This window comes from Haloferax marisrubri, assembly GCF_001469875.2.
GTDB classification, from domain to species: Archaea; Halobacteriota; Halobacteria; order Halobacteriales; family Haloferacaceae; genus Haloferax; species Haloferax marisrubri.
On the sequence record NZ_LOPW02000010.1, the window covers coordinates 529,792 to 550,781 of the forward strand.

The window sequence follows — 20,990 nt, forward strand, 5'->3', positions numbered from 1 at the left end:
TGCGTTCAGCGGGGTGCGTTTGGAAGGCGTTCGAAGGGAGTGGATTGCCGGGGGCAGTCGTCAGCGGGGGACCGCGGGCGTCAGTTACCGCGCGGCCCGAAGCCGCCGGGGCCGCCCGCGTGGTGTCGCGCGCCGCCGTCGCCACCGCAGGCGAGCGTCGACGTGTCGACGCCGAACTCGGTGAGTTTCTCGTCGACGGCGGTCCGAACCTCGTCGGCCGTCGCGTCGTCGGCGCGGAGGTCGGCGACGAGGGTTTCGAGTTCCGCGACCTGGTCGTCAGTCAGGTCGAGTCGCTCCGTGACGCGGAGCGCCGGGTCGGGAAGCAGGTCGGCTTCGTCGACGCCGAACTCGGTGAGTTTCTCGTTGACGGCGGTCCGAATCTCGTCGGCCGTCGCGTCGTCGGCGCGGAGGTCGGCGACGAGCGTCTGGATTTCGTCGGTCTGCTCGTCGGTCAGGTTGAAGCGGTCCTGCAGGCGGTCGCCCGGCGCGTTCCGGGTCTCGTTCGCGGTCCCGTTGAACGGGCCGTGCCACCCGCCGTCGGCTCGGACCGGGGTCCCGTCGGTCGCTTGGACGGTCTCCGATGCTTGGGTCTGGACACCGAGGCCGCCGGCGGCGGCGACCGTCCCCGCGAAGACGAGCGAGGCGACGACGAGCGCCACCCCGAGCGTTGTGAGTCTGTTCATGATTTCTTCCTCGTCTCTCCCGTCGCTCAGCGGCTAAAAGAGGATTTTCCGAACTCGAACACGACTCCACCGTGAATCCGCCCGGAGTTAGGCCCAAATTACGCCGAAAACCGCCCGACTGACGAGGGGCGACCGGCGGCACGCGCGCCACGCCGAGAACCCCGGCCTCGCGGCGGTAGGACGAGTCTAACGCCGGTCTCTCGGGAGTAGCCGACACGTACCAAACTAGGGTGGTGACGTAGGTGATGTATGTCTCGCAGCTACCCGGTCCGCCGCCACCCCACTCGGCGGAGCCCTCCGTTCACGCCCTACGCCCTCGTCGTCGCCGGCCTCGTGACGTTCTGCATCGCCGTCCTCGCACCCGTCGCCGACCTCTCGGCGGGCATGTCGGTCATGAACGTCGCCGCCAGCGGGACGACCCCGACGTTCGACGGCGGTACGCTCGTCCTCAGCGGCGGCCTGCTTCTCATCAGCGCCGCCTCGACGTTCTTCGGCGTCCTCCTGTTGCTCCTGCGACTCTGAATCGGCGGTTCGAGAACGGAACTGCGACGAGAACCGGGGACTGGTCGGACGCGGCGAGAACCGGGGGGCTGACCGGCCCCGGCGAGAATCGGAAAAATACGCGAGACACGGGACCTCGGACCCCGTTTCGGTGTTGTGACGTGTTCGCTCGCCCGGCGCGGGCGGGTTATCGTCGCTCGATGGGAGTGGCGAGCACGGGTATCTTCGACTGGACGACGACCGACCGCGAGACGCTTCCGAGGATGTTGTCCTCGAAGCGCGCGTGGGTGCCCATCGAGATAAGCGCCGCGTCTATCTCCTCGGCGAACGCGAGAATCTCCTCGGCCGGGTCGCCGCGGCGGAGTTCGGTGGCGGCGTCGACGCCGTACTCGGCCATCGTCTCGGCGGCCTCGGCCAGCGCGGCCTCGCCCTGCGACCTGAGTTCCTCGTACACCTCGTCGACGCGCTCGTCGGCGAGCGTCAGGAAGGCCCGTTCGTCGACGACGTAGAGCAGGGAGACGGCGGCGTCGCGCTCTGTGGCGAGTTCCGCGGCGTCTTCGACGACCGGCTGCATCGAGTCGCTCCCGTCTATCGGCACGAGGATTGTGTCGTACATCAACTGGGAGTTGGGCGGGGACAGTATCACCCTCTTCGCCAGTTCCCGCACGATGGGAACTACGGGTCGAGACTCACCCGGAGGAGGCACACCCCGCGAGAGAACCGACGCAGGCGGCTCACTCGGCGTCGGTCATCTCGTCGCCGGTCGCTTCATCATCGGTCGTCTCGTCGGCCTCGGCGTCGGTTTCGATGTCGCGTTCGGTGTCCACGTCGCTCTCCGGTTCGGTATCACCGTCCGCGGTCTGTTGCTCCGCGTACCGCTCGGCCCGCCGTTTCCAGTCGGCGACCCGCCGCGCCGACACGTCCGCGGCGGCGGCGAGTTCCTCGTCCGACGCCTCGCGGAGCGCCGACACGGTGTCGATGCCCGCCGCTCGGAGCCGGTTTGCGTACGCCTCGCCGATGCCGCGGATGTTCCGCGGGTCCTCGGGGTCCCGCGCTTCTTCGGCGGCCGCCTCGGCACCGACACCGCCCGCCGAGACGACCGTCGCCAGCTGTTCGGTCATCGCGTCGACGCGACCGTCGAGGCCGTCTACTCGGCTTTCGACCTCGTCGATGCGCGCCGCGAGGTCGGCGTGGGTGTGTTCGGTCTCCCCGTCGGCGACGGTGGTTACGCCGGCCACGTCCGGGTCGACCTCGGCTTCGACGGTGGTCTGGTCGGGGTCGCGGCTGTCGTGGCCCTCGGTCTCGCTCTCGCCGGTCTCGTGTTCGTCTCCGTCGTCGGCGGCGTCGGGCACGTCGCCCGCGTCGTCGGACTCGCGGCCCTCATCGTCGTCGCCTTCCTCGCCCGCGTCGTCTCCGTCGCCTTCCTCGGCGAGCGAATCGCCCGGTGCCACGTCGTCGGGGAGGACGTAGACCAGCGCGTCCGCCGGCACGTAGCCGACGACGTGTTTGCGCTTCTTGTCGCTGGTGAGGACGACTCCGCCGGAGTCGAGCGCCTTGTAGCCGCCGCACTCGAAGCTGGTTCCGTCCGTGAGATATACCTTCATAATCAATTATTGGCTTTAGGAAAGAATGAGTGTTGTCGCTCCGCTGTCGGGGATTTATCACCGCTCGCAGCGCCTCACGACGCATGGACGTGTTCGTCATCGGCGGCACCGGACTGCTCGGCACGGGAATCGTTCGGCGACTCGTCGCCGCCGGCCACGACGTGACCAGCCTCCAGCGGGGCGAGACCGACGACGACCTCCCACCGGGCGTCGAGCGGGTCGCCGGCGACCGCGACGACCCGTCGGCGCTTCGCGGCGCGATTCGGGACGCGTCGCCCGAGGTCGTCGTCGACATGGCGTGCTTCGACGCCGAAACCGCCCGCGAGGCGGTCGAAATCTGTCGCCCCGTCGCCGACCGCTACGTCTTCTGCAGCACCATCGACGTGTATCATCGGCCGCCGCCGAAGAATCCCGTCACCGAATCGAGCCCGCGGAACCCGCCGGTCAGCGACTACGCGGCCGGGAAAATCGCCGCCGAAGACGCGTTCTTCGACGCGCACGACCCCGACGGGTTCGAGGTGGTCGTCCTCCGCCCGTGGAACACCTACGGCGAGGGCGGAACGCTCGTCCACACGCTCGGCATGGACTCGTCGTACATCGACCGAATCCGCGAGGGGAAGCCAATCGTCGTCCACGGGGACGGCACCTCGCTGTGGGGGCCGTGCCACCGCGACGACGTGGCGCGAGCGTTCGTCGGCGCGGTCGAGCGCCCGGGCGTCGGCGGCCGCGCCTACAACGTCACGAGCGAGGAGACGATGACGTGGAACCAGTACCACGAGCGCGTCGCGGCCGCGCTCGACGCGCCCGCGCCCGACCTCGTCCACGTCCCGACCGAGGTGCTTCGCGCGGTCGCGCCCGACCGGACGCGGATGCTCCGAGACCACTTCCGGTACAGCACCGTCTTCGACAACGGCCGGGCGAAAGCCGACCTCGGATTCCGCTACACGGTCGAGTTCGAAGAAGGCGTCCGCGAGGTGGTGTCGTGGCTGGACGACCGCGACGCGGTCGAGCCGTGGGACGCCGACCCGCTTTCGGACGACCTCGCGGCCGCGTGGCGGGACGCGGCCGACGCGTTCGTCGCGGGGTTCGAGTCGGGCGAGTGAGTCCGTCGCTCGCCGCGACGCCAAGTCGAACACGGGGAGGCAGTCGCTCCCGCGGTGTGAGAACGGGCGGCGGCTTTTCACTGATTCCGCACCGATATGTAGCCATGCTCCGAGCCCTGCTGGCGGCGTTCGGTCTGGTCGAACTGCTCTTCCCGGACAAACTGGTCGCCGTGATGACGCGCCTCGCGTACGAGGACGGCGGCGAGATGACGGCGAAACCGTGGGTGGTGACGGCGGCGCGCGTCGAGGGAGCGGTGTTCCTCCTCGTCGCGCTGTTCGGTCTTCGCGGCCGGTGCGGTCGGTGCGGCGGTGACGACGGCGAAGCCGGTGAAGACGAATAACTGCGTCTCGCGGGCGTCACCGACGTCGGTGACTCGACCCGCGAAAGAAGCGACCGCGGCGAGAGAATATGAGACTGTGCGCGGAAATCGGTCGCCGAGCGACTCGTGTTCCGCCGCGTCGGTTCGACGCGTGCGTCCGGCTCAGGCGAGTCGCGCGAACGCGAGCGACCCGCTCGTGTTCTTGATATAGACGCGGACGGTCTGTCCTTCCTGCGCGCCGGGCACGAAGATGGTGTACTTCCCGCGCTGGGCGACGCCGTCGCCCTTGCGGCCGGTCCCGGTGATTTCGACCTCGTAGGTGCGACCTTCTTCGACGGCCTCGCGCTGGCGCTTGTTGCTCACGCTGGAGCGCTTCTGGACCGGGCGGAAGGCACCACAAGCCTCACAGCGAAGCATGTCGACGCCGTCCTCGGTGACGAGGCGGGTGTCCGGCAGGCCACACTCCGAGCAGATGACGTACTCCTCGACGTAGCCGTCGATGGCCTCCTCGAAGTCGTTGATGGAGAACGACCCGCTGTAGCGGGCGCGGTCGCCTTCCAGCTGACCGCTGGTCCCGAGGGTGCGCTGGATGGCGCTGTGGAGGTGCGCGGGCGTCCGCGAGAGCGCGTCCGCAATCTCGCCGAGGTTGGTGAGGCGGGTGAACGCGCCGTCGGTCTCGCCGGACGGGTCCGGCACCTTGAGGCGTTCCTGTTCGACGTTTCGTTCCGGTAGGACGTTGAGCGCTCGGTCGAGCGCAGTCTGATACTCCATAGGGGTTCGAGTGTCTGGCGACGTATAGCCGTTCCGTGACCGTCCTTGGCGAAGCGCCGGCGCGCCGAGGTTCGTTTCACTATCCTCGACGGCGGAACCGAGCGACACGCCTTCACTGCTGGCTCTCGAACGACTCACCATGGGCTACACGTGGCAGTACTACGACCTCGTACTCCTCGGCATCCTCGGGAGCCTCCTCGCCGGCGTCGTCGTCGGCCGGGTCACCCCGACGGAGCCGCAGACGACGCTCGTCGGCTTCAGCGCCCTCGCGGCCGTCGTGATGGCGCACGGCCTGTTCGTCAACGGCCCCGTGGACGAGCCGACCGACCTCACAGACGAGGTCGAGGCGCTGAACTGAGTCTGGCGATTCGACGACCGCAGGCCACCGCCCGCAACCGGTCGCCGGCCCGCCTCCTTACTCGCCGTCGACGACGCGGTTCGTGAGCGTGCCGACGCCCTCGTACCAGATTTCTACGTCGTCGCCGGGCTCGACCAGTCCGGGGTTCGCCGGGCTGCCGAACGAAATCACGTCGCCCGGCTGGAAGGTGTAGCGCTCCGAGAGGAACGACACGACCTCCGCGGGCGAAAAGAGCATGCGCTCGGTGTTGGCTTCCTGTCGGAGTTCGCCGCCGACGTGGGTCGTCATGTCGATGTTCGACGGCTCCACGTCGGTCTCTATCCACGGACCGAGCGGTCCGGAGCCGTCGAACGCTTTTCGAGCCGTTCGGCCGGGCTGGTCGAGCGCGTCGAGGTCGTTGAGAATCGTGTAGCCGCGGACCACGTCCGACACGTCGGCTTCGGCCACGTCAGAACACTCGCGGTCGATGACGGCGGCCAGTTCGCCGGCGTAGGTCAACTCGTCGGTCCAGTCGGGGTACTCGATGTCCGCGCCGGGGTCGAGCACCGACACCGGCGGCTTGATGAACCAGTCCGGTTGGTCGGGGATATCGTAGTCCATCTGGTCGACCGTCGCCGCGTAGTTCCGACCCACGCAGTAGAGCGCGGTCGGCTCGCAGGGCGCGAGCAACTCGGCGTCGACGCCGACTTCGTACTCCTCGCCATCGGCCGTCACGACACCGTCGTCGTACCGGCCCGAGACCACTCCGTCGTCGGTTCGAATCCGTGCCAATCGCATCGCTCCCTCCTGCGTCGGCCACTTACTTCAAGCGACGTGTCTCCGCAAGCGAACGCGGGGAGTACGACGCGGTGAGCCGCCGACGAGCCTCAGTCGGACGCGGACTCCCGGTTCATCCGGGGCATCGACTGGTTCTCGCGGTCGACGAGGTTGTGGATGCGCTCGGTCCGCGTCGATTCGAACTGGCGCTGACACCGGGCGACGCCCGACGCGGGGTCGGTGGGGTCGGCGTCGGGACGAGTTTCGCGCTCGGCGGTCGGGTCGCGGTCTGTTCGCAGGGTCGGTTCGTAGGTCGGGGTGGCGTTTGTGCTCACGATTTCGGATTGAGTTCGGGTCGGTCGGACGGCTGTGCGGCGACGAGAAGAGTTAGCGATGTACGCGTACGACCGACATTGTTGTACCCGGCAGTACAGACCAATCTATAATAAATATTCATGTTCGAACAGCGGTGGCGTTCTCACCCCTGCGCACCATCGGCCCGCGTCTTCACTCCCGCGAGTCGTACTCCTGATAGATGACGTGGCCGCAGGACTTGCAGTGGGAGGCGTCGGCGTCGTGGTAGGCCAGTCCGCAGTTCTGGCAGGTGACGGAGATTTTGTCTCGGTGGCCCCACTCTTTGACGATTTTGCTCGCCTGCCACGGGATGAGGATGACGCCCGCGAGGATGGCGGCGACCGTCACCCACCGCCCCGCCTCGGTCACCGGGACGATATCGCCGAATCCGACCGTCGAGAGCGCGACGACGATGAAGTAGAACGCGTCGCCGAACGTCCCGATTTCGGGGTTCACCCGGTGTTCGAACGAGTAGAACATCCCCGCGGCGACGAAGAAGATGGTGAGCACCGTCAACAGCAGTTTCATCACGCGGAGCGTCCCGACGGAGACGGTGCCGAAGAAGAACTCCTCGTCGCGCGTGAACCGGTAGAACCGGAGGACGCGGACCACACGAATCGCCCGCAGGAAGCCGATGTTGGCGGCGACCGACGAGACGGGGAGCACGAGCACCGCCAGCGTCGGGAGAATCGCCAGCAGGTCGACGAACGAGTAGACGTTGAACAGTTCGGCGGTCCGGTCCCGCGCGCCGTAGAGGCGGAGGAGGTACTCCGCGAGGAACACGATGGAGACGGCGGCCTCGACGGACCAGAGCATCGACTCGACCGACGACGAGAGCGAGTAGGTCTCGGCGACGAACACCCCGACGAACAGGAGGTTGAGTCCGAGGAGCGCGATGTCGATGGCCTTGCCGACCGCGGTCCGGTGGTCGAGGAGGTAGAACCGGACCACGTCCCGGGGCGTCTCGTGGCGCGACCCGCGCGCATGACCGTCCATATCCCGTCTTCGGCGGAGAGATACTTATACCGTCGTGCGACAGAGATTCTGTCCGTTTTCGATTTTGAAACTATATATCCTGAAAGTAAGGCTCGTCAAAGACACGCCAGATGTGTCTCGTATCGTCACTCAAACTGGACGAGTCTCCGTCCAAGCGATTACTGGTAAAACCGGATATAGGGGCGATAAGTATTGTATTTGGCATCTAGGGAGACTCCGTTTCCTGCGCCGATTTTGGGTGTGGCTTCCATGAGGCTGTTCGTTCAATTAGTACTATATAGTAGTCGAATTTATCACGGATGAAATGAAACTCTCGCCCGATGGGAGAACGTTGGTCACGCCTTCGGGACGTGCTTCCCGACGGTCTGTCGGACAGACTCGGCGACCGATTTCCGCGACCGTCCGTCTCGGCGACGGTCCCGCGGGCGATTCGCCGCACCTACGCTCGGAAGTTCTTCGCGGCGGTCTTCGTCGCCATGGTGGTGATGGCGGGTGCCGGGGCGGTCACCTACACGCAGGTCCACGACACACTCGACGCACAGGTCGAACAACAGCTCACGGCGACCGCGGACCTCCAAGCCGACGGGCTCGAATCGTGGCTCGCCAGCAAGCGTCTCCAGACCCGCACGACGTCCTCGACGTGGCAGTTCCAACTCGGCAACTCGCAGGCGGCCAGTAGCTACCTGTTTCAGCGGAGCGGCGAACTCGGCCAGTCCGACGTGACGGCCATCCACTACGTCGACTACGCGACCGGCGAAATCAAAGAGAGCACCGCCAGTTCGCTAGAGGGTGAGTCGGCCGCCGCGGTCGGCCTCCCGTGGGGCGACCTCGAACAGAACGTCAATCCCGAACCCGAGCGGGTGTACGTCTCCTCGTCGACGTTCCGGTCGCCGGTCGACGACCAGGTGTCGTTCGTCCTTGCGAGTAAACCACCGGAGAACGCCGAGTCGGTCGTCCTCGTCACCGTCAGCCTCCCAGCTCGCCTCGCGGCGACCGAACAGACGATGGCCGGAAGCGAGACCACGCTGTACGCCGCGGACGGGTCAGCTATCGTCTCGACGGCCGAAAACGGGAGTATCGCACCCCCCGACGACGGCCTACTTGCGAACGGAAGCGCGACCGCCCTCGGTCGGTCCGGCGGGAACGTCGTCGCGTACACCGAACTCGACGGCGTGGACTGGACGCTCTCGACTTCGGTCCCCGCCGCGAGCGCCTACGGCGTCCGCGACCGCGTCGGTGGCGGCCTCCTCGCGACGATACTCGTCGCGCTCGGGTCGTTAGGTGCCGTCGCGGTCGTCGTCGGCCGACGGACCACGCGGACGCTCGGTGAACTGACCGCGCGCGCCGAGGAGATGTCCGACGGCGACCTCGACGTGGACCTCGACACCGACCGTATCGACGAGTTCGGAACGCTGTACGACTCCTTCGACGGGATGCGCGAGTCCCTGCGGACGAGCCTGAACGAGGCAGAGACCCTCAACGACCACCTCGAAACGAAGGCGGAGGAGTACCGCACCGTCATGGAGCGCTGTGCCGACGGCGACGTCGCCTGTCGGATGGACCCCGACTCCGAGAGCGCCGCGATGGGCGACATCGCACGGGCGTACAACCAGACGATGGACGAACTCGGGGCGGTCATCGCCGACGCGCAGACGTTCAGCCGGGCGGTAGCCGAGTCGAGCGCGACGACGAGCGCGGGCGTCGCCGAAGTGAACGACGCCGGCGAGGCGGTCGCCGAGTCGATGACCGACATCCTCGACGACGCGGTCCGACAGGACGAACACCTCGACGACGTGGCCGACCGCGTCAACGACTTTTCGGCGACGATTCAGCAGGTGAGCGCCTCAGCCGCGTCGGTCGCCGACAACGCCGAGGCCGCGGTCTCTCGCGGCGAACGCGGCCGCGACGCGGCCGATGAGGCGATTTCGGAGCTACGGGCCATCGAGACGGCGACCGACCGCACGGTCGAGCAGGTCGAAGAACTGGCGGCCGCCGTCGCCGACATCGAGGACGTGGTCGAGTTCATCGACCAACTGGCCTCGCAGACGCACATCCTCGCGCTCAACGCCTCCATTGAGGCGGCGCACGCGGGCGAGGCGGGCGACGGCTTCGCCGTCGTCGCCGACGAGGTGAAGGGACTCGCCGAGGAGACGCAGGAGGCGACCGGACGAATCGGTGCCTCAATCGACCGCGTTCGCGAGCAGGCCGACGCGACCGCGGCGGACATCAGACAGACCCGGACGCGGGTCGGCGAGGGCTCGGAGACCATCGAGGAAGCCGTCGAGGCCATCGACACCATCGTCGACGACGCGGCCGACACCTCTGAGGGAATTCGGGAGATTCGCCGCGCGACCGACCGACAGGCCGAGGCGACGACCGAAGTCGCCGCTATGGTCGAAGACGTGTCGGCCATCAGCGACCGAACCAGCGCCGGCGCGCGCGAGGCCGCGGCGGCGACCGAAGAACAGACGGCGGCGCTCGCGTCGGTCGCGGAGCGGGTGGACAGACTCGCCGAGCGCGCCGGCGACCTCCGGGTCGCGCTCGACCGGTTCGACGTCGCGGACGACGGGGCGACTCCGGCCGCGGAGGCACTCCCGAGCGCGACGGAAGCGCGGGTCGACGGCGGCGACCGTTTCAGAGGACGATAGCGCCTTCGGGCAGTAGCTCCCGCTCGGTTCGTCGCGCCTCCTCGCCCTCCTCGACGAGCGTCGGTTCGCCGACCGGTTCGGAAAACCGGTCCGGGTCGGGTTCGACTCGCTTGAGCATCGACGAGAACACCGGACCCTTCCGGCCGCCGGCGGAGGTGATACCGCCGTACTGTCGCTCCTCGAAGGTCGACTCGTCGGGGCTGGGGAACTCCTCGCGGATTATCTCCGCGGTGTCTCTGATGTACTCGGCGGCCTCCTTCTGCGAGTAGAGGCTCTCGTTGTAGTAGCGCTCGGCGTACTCGCCGTCGAGTTCCTCGGTGGAGTGTTCCGGCGACTCGTAGAGGACGGACTCCGTGGTCGTGTGGCCGCTGGCGAAGCGGATGTTGACCGTGAAGCAGTCGGGATACCGCAGGATGATGGGGAAAAACAGCATGTCGGTGACGGTGATTCGCTGCTGCATCCGCCAGAGCCCCTCGAAGTAGTAGGCGGTGAGCGCGCCGACGCGGTCGTCGCGCTCGCCGCGGTTGTACGCCATCGCAATCTCCTCGTAGTCGTCGCCGGCGATGTGACGACAGCGCCGCTTGTAGCTCTCGGCAATCCCTTCGAGTTGCGTCTCGTAGGCTTCGAGCAGGGGGATATCGGGGTCGGCGAGCATGTCCGCCTTCCGCTCTTGGGCGTCCGCGACGTTCATCATGTTCTCGTGGAACAGCCGTTCGGCGTCCTCGTCCGGCAGCGGCGTTCTGACCGCCTGCCGGTACAGCACCCGCGTATCCCCGTTGAATGTGACCCGCTGCTCGCTCATCTCGTGAAGATGTAATGCGGCGAGCAGAAATGAATTCGTTGGTAATCCGGACGGTTTCCCGACAGTCGTGAGACACGAAATATAAACCGCATATCGAAACCGGAACCGATTACGACTGACCCGGTTCGTGTCAGTCGTCGGTTGACACGCGGCCGTCCGCGGCGACCGACTCGTCGGCCGCGTCGAAAAGCGGGCTCTGGTCGCCCGGCGCGAGCGTGTTGAGCACGAGCGCCGTCAGCGCGGTCACGATGACCGGCTGGCCGAAGAACGTCGCGGCGGCCTGCGGGAGCCCCGAGAGCGCGTCGGGTCGCGTGGCGACGCCGAGGCCGAGGCCGAGCGAGGCGGCGACGACGACCATGTTGCGGCGGTCGAGATTCGTGTGGAGGAAGACGAGTCGGACGCCGCTGGCGGCGACCATGCCGGCCATGAGTAGGACCGCGCCGCCGAAGACGGCGCTCGGGATGGTCGCAACGGCCGCGCCGACCTTCGGGCTGAGGCCGAGGACGGCGAGGACGACGCCCGCGATGCCGACGACGTACCGGCTCATCACGCCGGTGAAGTTGACGATGCCCACGTTCTGCGAGAACGAGGTGACCGGGAACGCGCCGAACACCGACGCGATGGAACTCATCAGACCGTCGGTGAACAGGCCGCCGCGGAACTCCTCGTCGGTCGGGTTGCGCCCCTCGGCGGCGGTGATGCCGGACATGTCGCCGACGGTCTCCATCGCGGAGACGAGAAACAGGAACGCGAAGGTGACGATGGGGACGGGTTCGAACGTGACGCCGAACGCGCCGGGGCGGGGAATCGCGAACCACGCCGCGTCGCCGATGGGCGCGAAGTCCACCACGCCGAGCGGGATGGCGACCGCGTAGCCGACGGCGATGCCGACGAGCGTGCTCAGGAGTCGCGTGATGCCGTCGGTAAAGAGGTTGAGCGCGATTGCGACGCCGAGGACGAGCGTCGCGAGGCCGATGTTGTGGGCCGCACCGTAGTCGGCGGCACCGACCCCGCCGGCGGCGTAGTCCATACCGACTGGGACGAGGTAGAGACCGATGATGACGACGACGAGGCCCGTCACCAGCGGCGGGAAGAAGGGTTTGATGCGGTCGAACTGCCAGCCGATGACTCCCTCGACGAGGAAGCCGGTGACGAGAATCGCGCCGAACACCGCGCTCAAGCCGTAATCGACGCCGATGGTCGTCGCCGCGCCGACGAAGGTGAAACTCGTCCCCATCACGATGGGGAGCCGCGAGCCGACAGGCCCGACGGCGTACGCCTGTACCACGGTCGCGAGCCCCGAAAACAGGAGCACCATCTGGACGACGTAGGCCGTGTCGGCGACGCCGAGGCCGACCGCGCCCGCGACGATGAACGCCACGGCGGTCGCCGGGACGATCATCACCGAGACGTGCTGTATCCCGAGGAGAATCGACTCCAGCAACGGTGGCCGGTCGTCGATTTCGTATTCGAGGCCGAGTTCACCGCTCTCGTCTGACATCTGTACTCGCCACGAGCGACTCCCCTTCAATAATAGTTTCGCGTTCGAGCGTATTTCACGGGTTCTGACACGCTATATTGAACACGTTCGTGCATATCTTGTGGGCGAGAGGAAAAGCGGGGTATCGCCGTCGTGCTCTACTGTGAGCGTGTCCGTCTGGTGAGTCAGCGCTCTCGCTCAGTGAATCTCGACGCCGTCCTCGTCGACGCTGATGTCCACGAGGCTCGTCGCCTCGTAGTCGGTGTCGTCGAGCGCCGTCTCGCCGACCTTCCGGATGGCGACGACGATATCGGAGATGTCCGCGCCGATGTCGTCGAGCGCGCCGCAGATGGCCGCGAGGGTTCCGCCGGTCGAAAGCAGGTCGTCCACGACGAGCACGCGGTCGCCGTCCTCGATATCGTTGATGAACATCTCCGACTCGGAGTAGCCGGTCGTCTGGTGGAGCGCGACCTCGCCGTTGAGGCCGTACTCGCGCTTGCGGATGACGACGAGCGGGATGTCGGTCTGGAGGGAGAGCGCGGTGGCGATGTGGATGCCCATCGCCTCCGGGGCGACGATTTTGTCCACGTCGAGGTCGGCGGCGCGGGCGATGCCGACGACGACCTCGCGCAGGAGTTGGGGGTCGAGCATCGGCACGCCGTTGCTGATGGGATGGACGAGATAGGAGTAGCCGTCCTTGTCGATGATGGGCGCTTCGTGTAGGGACTCCTCGAGTCGCTGCATGGGGTCCGTTTCACGAATCGGCCCAAAAGTGGTTCGCTCTCTCGGAGACGGGTGCCGCCCGGCCGCCGCCTAGAAGACGCCGGGCGCGACGACGTAGATCAGAAGCGACCCGACGGCACCGGCGAACAGCGCGAAGACGACGGTCGGCACGACCACCTTCCGGAGGATGTCGCCCTCGCGGCCCGCGATGCCGATGACGCCGGAGATGGCGGCGATGTTGAGGACCGAAATCATGTTCCCGACGCCGCCGCCGACGTTCTGGATGGCGACGACGAGCGCGCGGGAGATACCGACGTCGGCCGCCGCGTTGTACTGCAGGGCGTTGAACAGGATGTCCGAGGTGGTGTTGCTCCCGGTGACGAACGTCCCGAGCGCGCCAATCCACGGCGCGACGACGGGGAGCGCCGCCCCGGCACCCTGGGCCAGCACCAACGAGAGGACGCTCATCATCCCGACGGTGTCGGCGGGGTTGATGCTCGACTGAATCATGACCTGCGTGAGCGAGACGGCGACGACGAGCGTCACCGCCGCCGTCGCGACCTGTCGCCCGGATTCGACCCAAGCGCCGACCATCTCGCCGGTGTCCATCCGGTAGAACAACCCGGTCAGGACGGCGACGGGGAGAAACGGCATCGTCCCCGGCAGGTAGAGATACGCCAGCGACCACGACATCGTCTCGTACCCGAATATCTCGTAGGGACCGACGGTGAACCCCTGCAAGACCGACACGAGGTCGAGCGTCGGCCAGCGCGTGACGAGCAGCGCGAGCGCGACGGCGACGTACGGGGCCCACGCCCTCCAGACCGGCATCCGCTTTCGCGGCTCGTCGGTGTCGAGGGACGACGGGTCGAGGCCGCCCAGCCACTCGTCGAGCCAGCCCTCGCGGTCGGGGAACGTCCACCGCTCGGACGGGACGAGCACGTCCCGGTCGGCCATCACGACGCCGACGGCGAGGACGGCGAAGCCGGCGGCGATATCGGGGAGCGCCGGGCCGATGAACCACGCGACTGCGAGCTGAACCGCGCCGGTCAACGCGCCGAGGACGAGCGCGAACGGCGCGATGGGCGCGGCGGCTCGCGCGGCACCCAGAACCGACCGCTCGTCGTCGTCGCCGAACCAGTAGACCAGCAGGAACACGCCGAGGAGGCCCCAGAACGCGAACGTCAGTCCGGTCATGACGCCGGTCCACGCCGAGACCAACTGCCGGAACGGTCCCCCGGCCATCGCCGCCGGGAGAATCGACTCGATTTGGCTGACCCCACCGATAATCGGCGTCCCCGCGGCCCCGAACTGCGGGTTCGGCGCGTTGAAAAACAGGCCGAAGACCGCCGCCGCCAGCGGCGGGAAGCCGAGGCCGATGAACAGCGGCGCGGCCAGCGCACCCGGTGTCCCGAACCCCGCGACGCCCTCGATAATCGTCTCGAAGCCGAGTCCGATGAGGAGCAACTGGATGCGGCGGTCGCGCTCCAGTCGGCGGAAGTACCACCGAATCGTCTCGATGGAGCCGCTGACCTCGAGATAGTTCATGAGCAGAATCGCCCCGAAGACGATGAGGACGATGTTGAACCCCTCCAGCGCGCCGTATATCGCGGCTCCCGCCCACGCGGTCGGCTCCATGTGCCAGACCGTGAGCGCCAACGCCGTCGCCAGTACCCAGCCGACGCCCATCGACCGCGCCGCCGACCACCGAAGCCCAGCGAGGAGGACGAACGCGACGACGATTGGAACGCTCGCCGCGAGCGCTAAGATTTCGACTGATGCCATTGTTTCTTTCTGATTGTTCTTGACCGAGTTTGTTGTATTACTCGCCCCGTTCTCTCGCGCCTCGAACCGAGAGCGGGTTTAATATACTCGGGCGACAAGTTCCCTGGGTCGCGTGACACTAGTCGAGGGCAGATAGATTTCGCGTGAGAAAGTGGCCTCGGCACTCATAGGGCTCCGCATCACCGAGTGCCTAGTTCGGTTCGGAACGGTGCCGTCGTCATCGGCCACGTCGCTTTCGCCCCGCGACCGAGTAATCACCATCGGTCTCTCCCGACTCCCTCAGGTCTTCTCCAACACGGACACGTCGATGCGAGGGTACTGTGCACCCCCCGAAATCGAGCCCTCACCGGCGACGACGCCCCAGAGTCGGACGCGCTCGTCGGCGAGCAGTCGAAAGCCGATGTCGCCGTCGAAAAAGCGCCCGGTCGGCCATCGTGCGACCACGTCGCCGCTGAGTCGCCCCCGGTCGTCCTCGACGGCGACGAGCGCCAGTCGGGCCTCGCCGCGCTCCATCGTCTCCTCGACGCGACCGGTGTAGGTGACGGTCGTCCCGGCGTACGACTCGGGGTTCGTCCGGAGGTCGGCGTAGGGAATCGTCGTCGCGTTCGCCGGCGTCGCGACCGCGGTCGTTCGGTTCGGCAGGGTCGACTCCTCGGAGAGCGGTTGCGGCGTCGGGAGCGACCACTCGATAGTCGGGAGGCGCACGTCCGGGAGGCGGGCGTCGAGCCACGCCGCGTGACGGGCGACCGCGGCGCGGAGTTTCGGCGACTGCTGGACGAAGTCCGACACGCGCTCGACGGCGAGATACGTGACGAGGCCGCCGGCGACGTAGGCCCCGGCCTTTTTGAGCGCCTCGCGACGGGTGAGCCGGTCTGCCTCGTCGTCGTTCGAGTCGTCGCCTTCCGCTCCCGAACTGGGGCCGCCACCGTCGCCGTCCGCACCGTCCGCCTCGGCGGCGAGGTCGCGGACGAACGACTCGACGCCGGTCTCTCGGATTTCGACGGCGATGGTCGGCGCGTCGAGGACGACGAGGCCGCGGCGGTGGGCGTCCGGGGCGACGCGGCCACCGCCGACCGCCGCCACGTAGGGCTCGATAGCGGCGCGCTCGCACCGTCGGACGAACGCGCTCGTCTTGTCCGCGGTGACGGTCCCGGTGGTCGTAATCCAGATTCGGAGTTCGCGCGTCGCGCCCTCGGGCGTCTCCCCGGCGGCTTCGACGTGCACGTCCGGGCCGCGGAACCGGACGCGCGTCTGGTAGCCCCGCGCCTCCCAGACGCGCTCGAAGACGGCGGCGAGTTCGACGTCGGTGCGGGCCGAAACGACCGACGCGAGCGGGGGCGCTGTCATTGCGTCCGAGAATCCCGGGCGGGATTGTTAGGTGTTTGCGCCCGGTTCTCGGCGCTGAGAACGCCCGGGTCGCGACCCGGAGAGACGGCCGCCTCAGCCGAGGAACCGGACGGCGGCGTCGGCGACGATGTCGGCCACCTCGACCACGTCGTCGGTGAAGACGAACTCGCCGGCGGCGTGGATGTTCTCGCCGTCGGGGCCGACGATGACCGTCGGGAGGCCGGCGCGGTCGCCGAGGTAGTTGAAGTCGCCGACGCTGGAGAAGTAGCCGTAGGCGGGGTCGGTGTCGGCGACGGCGCGGGTGGAGTCTGTGAGGGCCGAAACGAGCGGGTGGTTTTCGTCGGTCACGTAGGGGCCGTACCGGATGCCTTCGTCGGGCGCTTCGCGGAACCCGACGTCGACCTCGCTCTCCAAGCCGAGTTCCTCGACGGCGCGTTCGGCGTCGGCGCGGGCGTCTTCGAGCGTCTCGCCGACGACGACGTGGCGGTCCACCATGAGGCGAGCGCGCTCGGGGACGGAAAGCGTCTGGCTCCCGCCCTCGATTTTCAGCGGGCAGGTCGACCCCGAACCGAGTTTCGGGTGGTCGCCCACGTCGAGGTCGTCGAGCGCGGCCGCGAGTTTGCCGGCCTCGACGACCGCGTTGACGCCGGTGTCCGGTTTCGACCCGTGTGCGGCCTGCCCGCGCACTTCGATGTCGTAGAAGTAGCGCCCGCGCGCGCCGAGCAGGAGCGCCGGGTTCTCGATGTCCTCCTGTGCGAGAATCGGGCCGGGTTCGGTGACGACGGCGGCGTCGCAGTCGTCGACGACGCCGTCGCGGATGAGTCGGTCGGTGCCGAGTCCGTAGGGTCCCTCCTCGTCCACGACGGCCGTGAGGAGCACGTCGCCGGCGAGGTCGCAGTCGGCGAGTGCGTCGAAGGCGGCCATGACGGCCGCGAGGCCGCCTTTCATGTCGCACGCGCCCTGCCCGTACAGTTTCCCGTCCTCGATGCGGCCCGAACACGGGTCTTCGTCCCAGTCTTCGACCAGTTTCACGGTGTCCATGTGGGCGTTCAACAGGAGGGTCGGCGCGTCCGGGTCAGAGCCCGCCAGTCGAGCGACGACGTTGTCGCCCTCGTACTCCGTGATGTCCGGTTCGCTCACGTGGTGGTACTCCGGGTCGTGCCCGCGGGCGTCCAACCAGTCGTAGACGAACTCGCTTATCTCGGCCTCCTCGAAGTAGGGGCTCGGAATCCGCACGAGTTCCTGCAAGAGGTCGATGGTCTCGTCGGGGTTGACGCGGGGGGCGGCGTCGCGGTCGAAGTCGGAGTCGCCCGAGTAGTCCCCGCGCGGCGTCGCGTCGTCAGTCATCGCTCACCCCGCGGACCGACGGGTTGTACTCGTCGGAGGGCACGCCGGGGAGCGTCCCGAGGATGGCCTCCACGTCGTGGTCCTTCTGTTGGCCGCGGTACCAGTAGACGCCGAAGACGACGAGGCCGACGGCGACCCACGGGACGTAAATCGACAGCGAGCCCTTGTACGCCTCGGTCAGGAGGCCGACCGCGCCGAGCGAGCCGACGAGCCCCGTCACCGTGAGGAGCGACGGGCGCGAAAAGCCCGCCTCCGCGCGGAGGTCGGTGCGGTTGTAGAGCACGTACAGCACCGTTATCGACACCGCGGCGTACGCGATGAGGTAGCTGAACGTCGCGATGGCGATGGCCTGGCTGAGGCCGGTGCTCCAGAAGGTGAGCCCGGAGGCGACGACGTAGAGCGTCAACAGCGACCAATGGGGCGTCCCGAAACGGTCGGAGACCGCCGAGAATTTCTTGGGGAACACCTCGTCCCACGCCCACGAGTAGGGCATCTTGATGCCCGCGGCCATGACGGCGTGGACCGACGACGCGGTGGCGAGCAGGCCGCCGATGCCGACGATGGCGGTGCCGATATCGCCGAGGAACACTTCCGCGGCCGTCGAGAGCGGCCGCGCCGAGTTCGCGAGGACCGTGTAGTCGCCGACGACGCCGTAGATGACGCCGGCGGTCAGCACGTACAGGAAGATGAGGATGGCCGTCCCGCCGGCCATCGCCAGGGGGAGGTTCCGCGAGGGGTTCTTCACCTCCGCGCCCATCTGCCCGGCGACGGCGATGCCGATGTAGGCGTAGAACAGCGGGACCGCGGCGGCGACGAAGCCGTCGAAGCCGCCGGTGAAGAACGGCTGGTAGTTCGCGGCGTCGATGTTCAACAACCCGGGGCCGACGAGCACGAGTATCGACAGGATGAGGAAGCCGAAGATGGCGTTCTGCGAGACGCTGTAACTCTTCGCGCCGACGAGGTTGACCAGAAAGAGGACCGTGAGCAGCCCGAACCCGGCCAGCGTCGGGTCGACCGAGGGATAGAACACCTGTAAGTAGCTCCCGAAGCCGATGGCGAGGACCGCGTCGGCGGCCATATAGCCGAGCCACTTCGACCACGTCACCACGAACCCGGGGAGGCGGCTGTCGAACGTCCGCGAGACGTAGGCGTACGACCCGGCCGCCCCGGGGAATATCGTCGCCATCCAGCCGTAGTTGAGCGCGATACTCATCGCGAGCAGTCCCGAGAGAACGACCACGAGGATGACGCTCGGCCCCGTCGTCGAACTCGCCGTGCCGAGGGTGACGAACAGCCCCGCGCCGAGGGTGCCCGCGACCACGGTGCTCACCGCGCCGAACAGTCCGATGTCCCGCGAGAGGCTCCGTCCGTCGTTCACGTCTACTGATGACATGCTATCACATGGGTCAGTTGTCGCGTAAAGTACCCCTCCCTCTCATGAGTGGGGTGGGCGGCGAACCCGCCGAAATCCGTCTCCAACCACAGCGCGACAGCGCGGGCTCAGTCGTCGCCGAGCAGTTTCGACTCCGCCTTCCGGAGGTGTTCGAGGAGCGTCGCCTTCGAGATATCCAACTCCGCCGCCAGCGACGCGGCGCTCACCTCGCGGGGCCACGTGTAGTAGTCGCGGCGGCGGGCCAACTCGTACACCTCGCGCTGGCGCTCCGAGAGCGCGTCGGTGCGGAACATGCCGCCGCCGTCTTCGGGTGCGGTGATGAGTTCCACGTCGATGTCGGCGTCCCGCTCCTCGCGAATCTCCTCGACCCGCTCGTGGACGGTCTGTCGCGTCTCGTGGACGAGCACGGTCCAGCGCTCGCGGCCGCCCTGCATCCGAACCGGCTCGTCGGGGATGAACCCCCGCGAAACGAGGGCGTCGTTGATGGAGTTCTGGAGCTCGTAGCGGACGACGATACCGCGGGCCGCGCTCCCCGGAACCCCGGCGTCGCCGGCGTGGTCGTCGGTCTCCCACACCGACTCGGTCAGGTCGGACGCGCGGACGGCCGCGACGAGTTCGTCCACCTCCTCGGTCGTGTCGGCGTAGGCGGTAAAGCGCCCGTTGGCGAGGCCGTCTATCTCGTGGACGCCGTGACCGAGCAGGCCGCCGCTCGTCTCCGCGGTCACCTGTAGCGTCCAGCAGTCGGGGTGCCAGATATCGAGGCAGACGCGAACGCCCTGTGCACCCTTTCGTGCCATTCGTTGGCGTGGAAGGGTGCTCACCGGGCAAAAAAGTATCCCACCTGACGCGATGCACGCATCGGCCGTAAGGGCGGTCTGACGCGGCCGTTTGCGGGCCCTGAGGCGTTACTCGATTCGCTCGCGCGCCGCGGCGACGAGCAGCGGGAGCATGATTGTCGCGTCGCCGAGGACCGTCGCGTTGCGGGCGTCCTTCTCCAGTTTGCCCCACGAGCGCGCCTCGTCGAGCGTCGCGCCCGAGAGGCCGCCGGTCGCGGCGGGGTCCATCGTAATCTGGACGCCGTAGTCGTACGCGCCGGGCGTGACGAGCATCGTCTGGAGCGTGAAGTTCTTCGGGACGCCGCCGCCGACGAGGAGACAGCCGGCCGTGTCCGCGTCGTACGCGAGGTCCGTCAGCGGCGTCATGTCGGCCAGCGCGTCCAGCGAGAACGACGAGGTCTGCGAGTACATCCACGCCTGCAGGCCGAGGACGGAGTCCTGTACTGCGGGGCAGTAGATGGGGACGTCGGCCTCGTAGGCCGCGGCGGCGACGCCGGCGTCCTCCTCGATTCCCTCGCGGTCGTTGACCTCGCTGTTGGCGCGGCCGAGTTCGCGGCAGAGGGCGGCGATGCTGACGGTTCCCTCCGCTTCCAGCGCCGGGAACACCTCGTCGCGCAGGTGCGACTCGAACAGCGCGAAATGCTCCTGCGGGAGATAGACGTTGTAGATGCGGTCGACCTCCTCGTCGCGGAGCGTCTCGTCGTGTTCGCGTTCGGTCTTCTCGCCGTGGTGCTCGGCACCGTGTTCCCGCGAGCCGTGCGAGGGGGAGCTGGACGGTTCCGGATGGGCCCGTCCGTGATGGTGCTTGCCTCCGATGGCCTCGATGGCGTCGTGAGTGAGGTTCGCGCCCGTCGTCACGAGGGCGTCCACGTAGCCGTCGCGGATGAGGTCGGAGACGACCTTTCGCATCCCGGTCGGGACCATCGCGCCGGCCAGCGACATGAACACCGTGCAGTCGTCGTCGGCCAGCATCTCGGCGTAGATGTCGGCGGCCTCGTGCACGTCGGCCGCGCCGATGCCCGCGTGGCCGTACTGCTCGACTAACTCGCCGACGGTCATGCCGCCGCGGACCTCGGCGTGGCCCAGCGGGTCGTGTTGGAACTCCTCGCGGTCCGGCATCTCGTAGCCGTCGTCGTCGTGGTCGCTCATGCGAAGGAGTGCGTCGGCCGAGCGTTTGAACGCC

At 67.7% G+C, this 20,990-nt stretch carries 21 protein-coding genes; 5 read left to right on the forward strand and 16 right to left on the reverse strand.

Going from position 1 to position 20,990, the window contains the following annotated elements; translation table 11 throughout:
* Positions 1-80 precede the first annotated feature (80 nt).
* Positions 81-683: a hypothetical protein gene (locus tag AUR65_RS09705; protein ID WP_058566706.1), complete on the reverse strand. Its 603-nt coding sequence runs from the start codon at positions 681-683 to the stop codon at positions 81-83.
* A gap of 249 nt (positions 684-932) precedes the next feature.
* Here AUR65_RS09705 and AUR65_RS09710 point away from each other — a divergent pair, with 249 nt between their 5' ends.
* A complete protein-coding gene (locus tag AUR65_RS09710) occupies positions 933-1,205 on the forward strand; it encodes a hypothetical protein (protein ID WP_058566707.1) in 273 nt (90 codons plus the stop codon).
* 166 nt (positions 1,206-1,371) lie between these two features.
* Here the strand turns inward: AUR65_RS09710 and AUR65_RS09715 are convergent, their stop codons facing one another.
* Together AUR65_RS09715 and AUR65_RS09720 are read right to left on the reverse strand one after the other, a co-directional pair.
* A complete protein-coding gene (locus tag AUR65_RS09715) occupies positions 1,372-1,800 on the reverse strand; it encodes a universal stress protein (RefSeq protein WP_058566708.1) in 429 nt (142 codons plus the stop codon).
* A gap of 118 nt (positions 1,801-1,918) precedes the next feature.
* Complete coding sequence (locus AUR65_RS09720) at positions 1,919-2,788, reverse strand: helix-hairpin-helix domain-containing protein (protein ID WP_058566709.1); 870 nt, start codon at positions 2,786-2,788, stop codon at positions 1,919-1,921.
* An 83-nt stretch (positions 2,789-2,871) separates the two neighbouring features.
* Between AUR65_RS09720 and AUR65_RS09725 the strand changes: the two genes are divergently transcribed.
* The gene (locus AUR65_RS09725) at positions 2,872-3,891 is read left to right on the forward strand and encodes an NAD-dependent epimerase/dehydratase family protein (protein WP_058566710.1); all 1,020 of its coding nucleotides are present in this window, start codon (positions 2,872-2,874) and stop codon (positions 3,889-3,891) included.
* Between the two features lie 104 nt (positions 3,892-3,995).
* Positions 3,996-4,232, forward strand: a complete 237-nt coding sequence (locus AUR65_RS09730) for a hypothetical protein (RefSeq protein WP_058566711.1) — start codon at positions 3,996-3,998, stop codon at positions 4,230-4,232.
* 141 nt (positions 4,233-4,373) lie between these two features.
* On the opposite strand, the gene AUR65_RS09735 is transcribed toward AUR65_RS09730, so the two are convergent.
* Positions 4,374-4,982: a translation initiation factor IF-2 subunit beta gene (locus tag AUR65_RS09735; RefSeq protein ID WP_004975572.1), complete on the reverse strand. Its 609-nt coding sequence runs from the start codon at positions 4,980-4,982 to the stop codon at positions 4,374-4,376.
* A gap of 139 nt (positions 4,983-5,121) precedes the next feature.
* Here AUR65_RS09735 and AUR65_RS09740 point away from each other — a divergent pair, with 139 nt between their 5' ends.
* On the forward strand, positions 5,122-5,340 hold the full coding sequence (locus AUR65_RS09740; RefSeq protein ID WP_058566712.1) for a hypothetical protein: 219 nt from the start codon (positions 5,122-5,124) through the stop codon (positions 5,338-5,340).
* A gap of 57 nt (positions 5,341-5,397) precedes the next feature.
* On the opposite strand, the gene AUR65_RS09745 is transcribed toward AUR65_RS09740, so the two are convergent.
* The 3 genes from AUR65_RS09745 to AUR65_RS09755 all read right to left on the reverse strand — a co-directional run bounded on the left by AUR65_RS09745 (position 5,398) and on the right by AUR65_RS09755 (position 7,446).
* Positions 5,398-6,117 (reverse strand): fumarylacetoacetate hydrolase family protein, encoded by a 720-nt coding sequence (locus AUR65_RS09745; RefSeq protein WP_058566713.1) that lies wholly within the window; start codon positions 6,115-6,117, stop codon positions 5,398-5,400.
* Between the two features lie 89 nt (positions 6,118-6,206).
* A complete protein-coding gene (locus AUR65_RS09750; RefSeq protein WP_058566714.1) occupies positions 6,207-6,431 on the reverse strand; it encodes a hypothetical protein in 225 nt (74 codons plus the stop codon).
* Between the two features lie 172 nt (positions 6,432-6,603).
* Positions 6,604-7,446 (reverse strand): ion transporter, encoded by an 843-nt coding sequence (locus AUR65_RS09755; protein WP_058566715.1) that lies wholly within the window; start codon positions 7,444-7,446, stop codon positions 6,604-6,606.
* 320 nt (positions 7,447-7,766) lie between these two features.
* Between AUR65_RS09755 and AUR65_RS09760 the strand changes: the two genes are divergently transcribed.
* Positions 7,767-10,094 carry a methyl-accepting chemotaxis protein gene (locus AUR65_RS09760; protein ID WP_233194352.1) on the forward strand — a complete coding sequence of 776 codons (2,328 nt, stop codon included), beginning with the start codon at positions 7,767-7,769 and terminating at the stop codon, positions 10,092-10,094.
* On the opposite strand, the gene AUR65_RS09765 is transcribed toward AUR65_RS09760, so the two are convergent.
* The 9 genes from AUR65_RS09765 to AUR65_RS09805 all read right to left on the reverse strand — a co-directional run bounded on the left by AUR65_RS09765 (position 10,081) and on the right by AUR65_RS09805 (position 20,956).
* Positions 10,081-10,896 (reverse strand): hypothetical protein, encoded by an 816-nt coding sequence (locus AUR65_RS09765; RefSeq protein ID WP_058566716.1) that lies wholly within the window; start codon positions 10,894-10,896, stop codon positions 10,081-10,083. The two genes, AUR65_RS09760 and AUR65_RS09765, sit on opposite strands and share 14 nt — an antisense overlap.
* A 130-nt stretch (positions 10,897-11,026) precedes the next feature.
* Complete coding sequence (locus tag AUR65_RS09770) at positions 11,027-12,397, reverse strand: uracil-xanthine permease family protein (RefSeq protein WP_058566717.1); 1,371 nt, start codon at positions 12,395-12,397, stop codon at positions 11,027-11,029.
* A 177-nt stretch (positions 12,398-12,574) separates the two neighbouring features.
* Positions 12,575-13,120 carry a hypoxanthine/guanine phosphoribosyltransferase gene (gene hpt, locus AUR65_RS09775; RefSeq protein ID WP_058566718.1) on the reverse strand — a complete coding sequence of 182 codons (546 nt, stop codon included), beginning with the start codon at positions 13,118-13,120 and terminating at the stop codon, positions 12,575-12,577.
* A 69-nt stretch (positions 13,121-13,189) separates the two neighbouring features.
* Positions 13,190-14,884, reverse strand: coding sequence for an L-lactate permease (locus AUR65_RS09780; RefSeq protein WP_058566719.1), 1,695 nt, complete (start codon positions 14,882-14,884; stop codon positions 13,190-13,192).
* Between the two features lie 279 nt (positions 14,885-15,163).
* Positions 15,164-16,231, reverse strand: coding sequence for a hypothetical protein (locus AUR65_RS09785; RefSeq protein WP_058566720.1), 1,068 nt, complete (start codon positions 16,229-16,231; stop codon positions 15,164-15,166).
* A gap of 93 nt (positions 16,232-16,324) precedes the next feature.
* Positions 16,325-17,578, reverse strand: a complete 1,254-nt coding sequence (locus AUR65_RS09790) for a M20 family metallopeptidase (RefSeq protein ID WP_058566721.1) — start codon at positions 17,576-17,578, stop codon at positions 16,325-16,327.
* Positions 17,571-18,971, reverse strand: coding sequence for an APC family permease (locus tag AUR65_RS09795; protein ID WP_058566722.1), 1,401 nt, complete (start codon positions 18,969-18,971; stop codon positions 17,571-17,573). The genes AUR65_RS09790 and AUR65_RS09795 overlap by 8 nt, the downstream gene beginning before the upstream one ends.
* A 107-nt stretch (positions 18,972-19,078) precedes the next feature.
* Positions 19,079-19,768, reverse strand: coding sequence for a helix-turn-helix domain-containing protein (locus AUR65_RS09800; protein ID WP_058566723.1), 690 nt, complete (start codon positions 19,766-19,768; stop codon positions 19,079-19,081).
* 108 nt (positions 19,769-19,876) lie between these two features.
* Complete coding sequence (locus AUR65_RS09805) at positions 19,877-20,956, reverse strand: deoxyhypusine synthase (RefSeq protein ID WP_058566724.1); 1,080 nt, start codon at positions 20,954-20,956, stop codon at positions 19,877-19,879.
* Between the last annotated feature and the right edge of the window lie 34 nt (positions 20,957-20,990).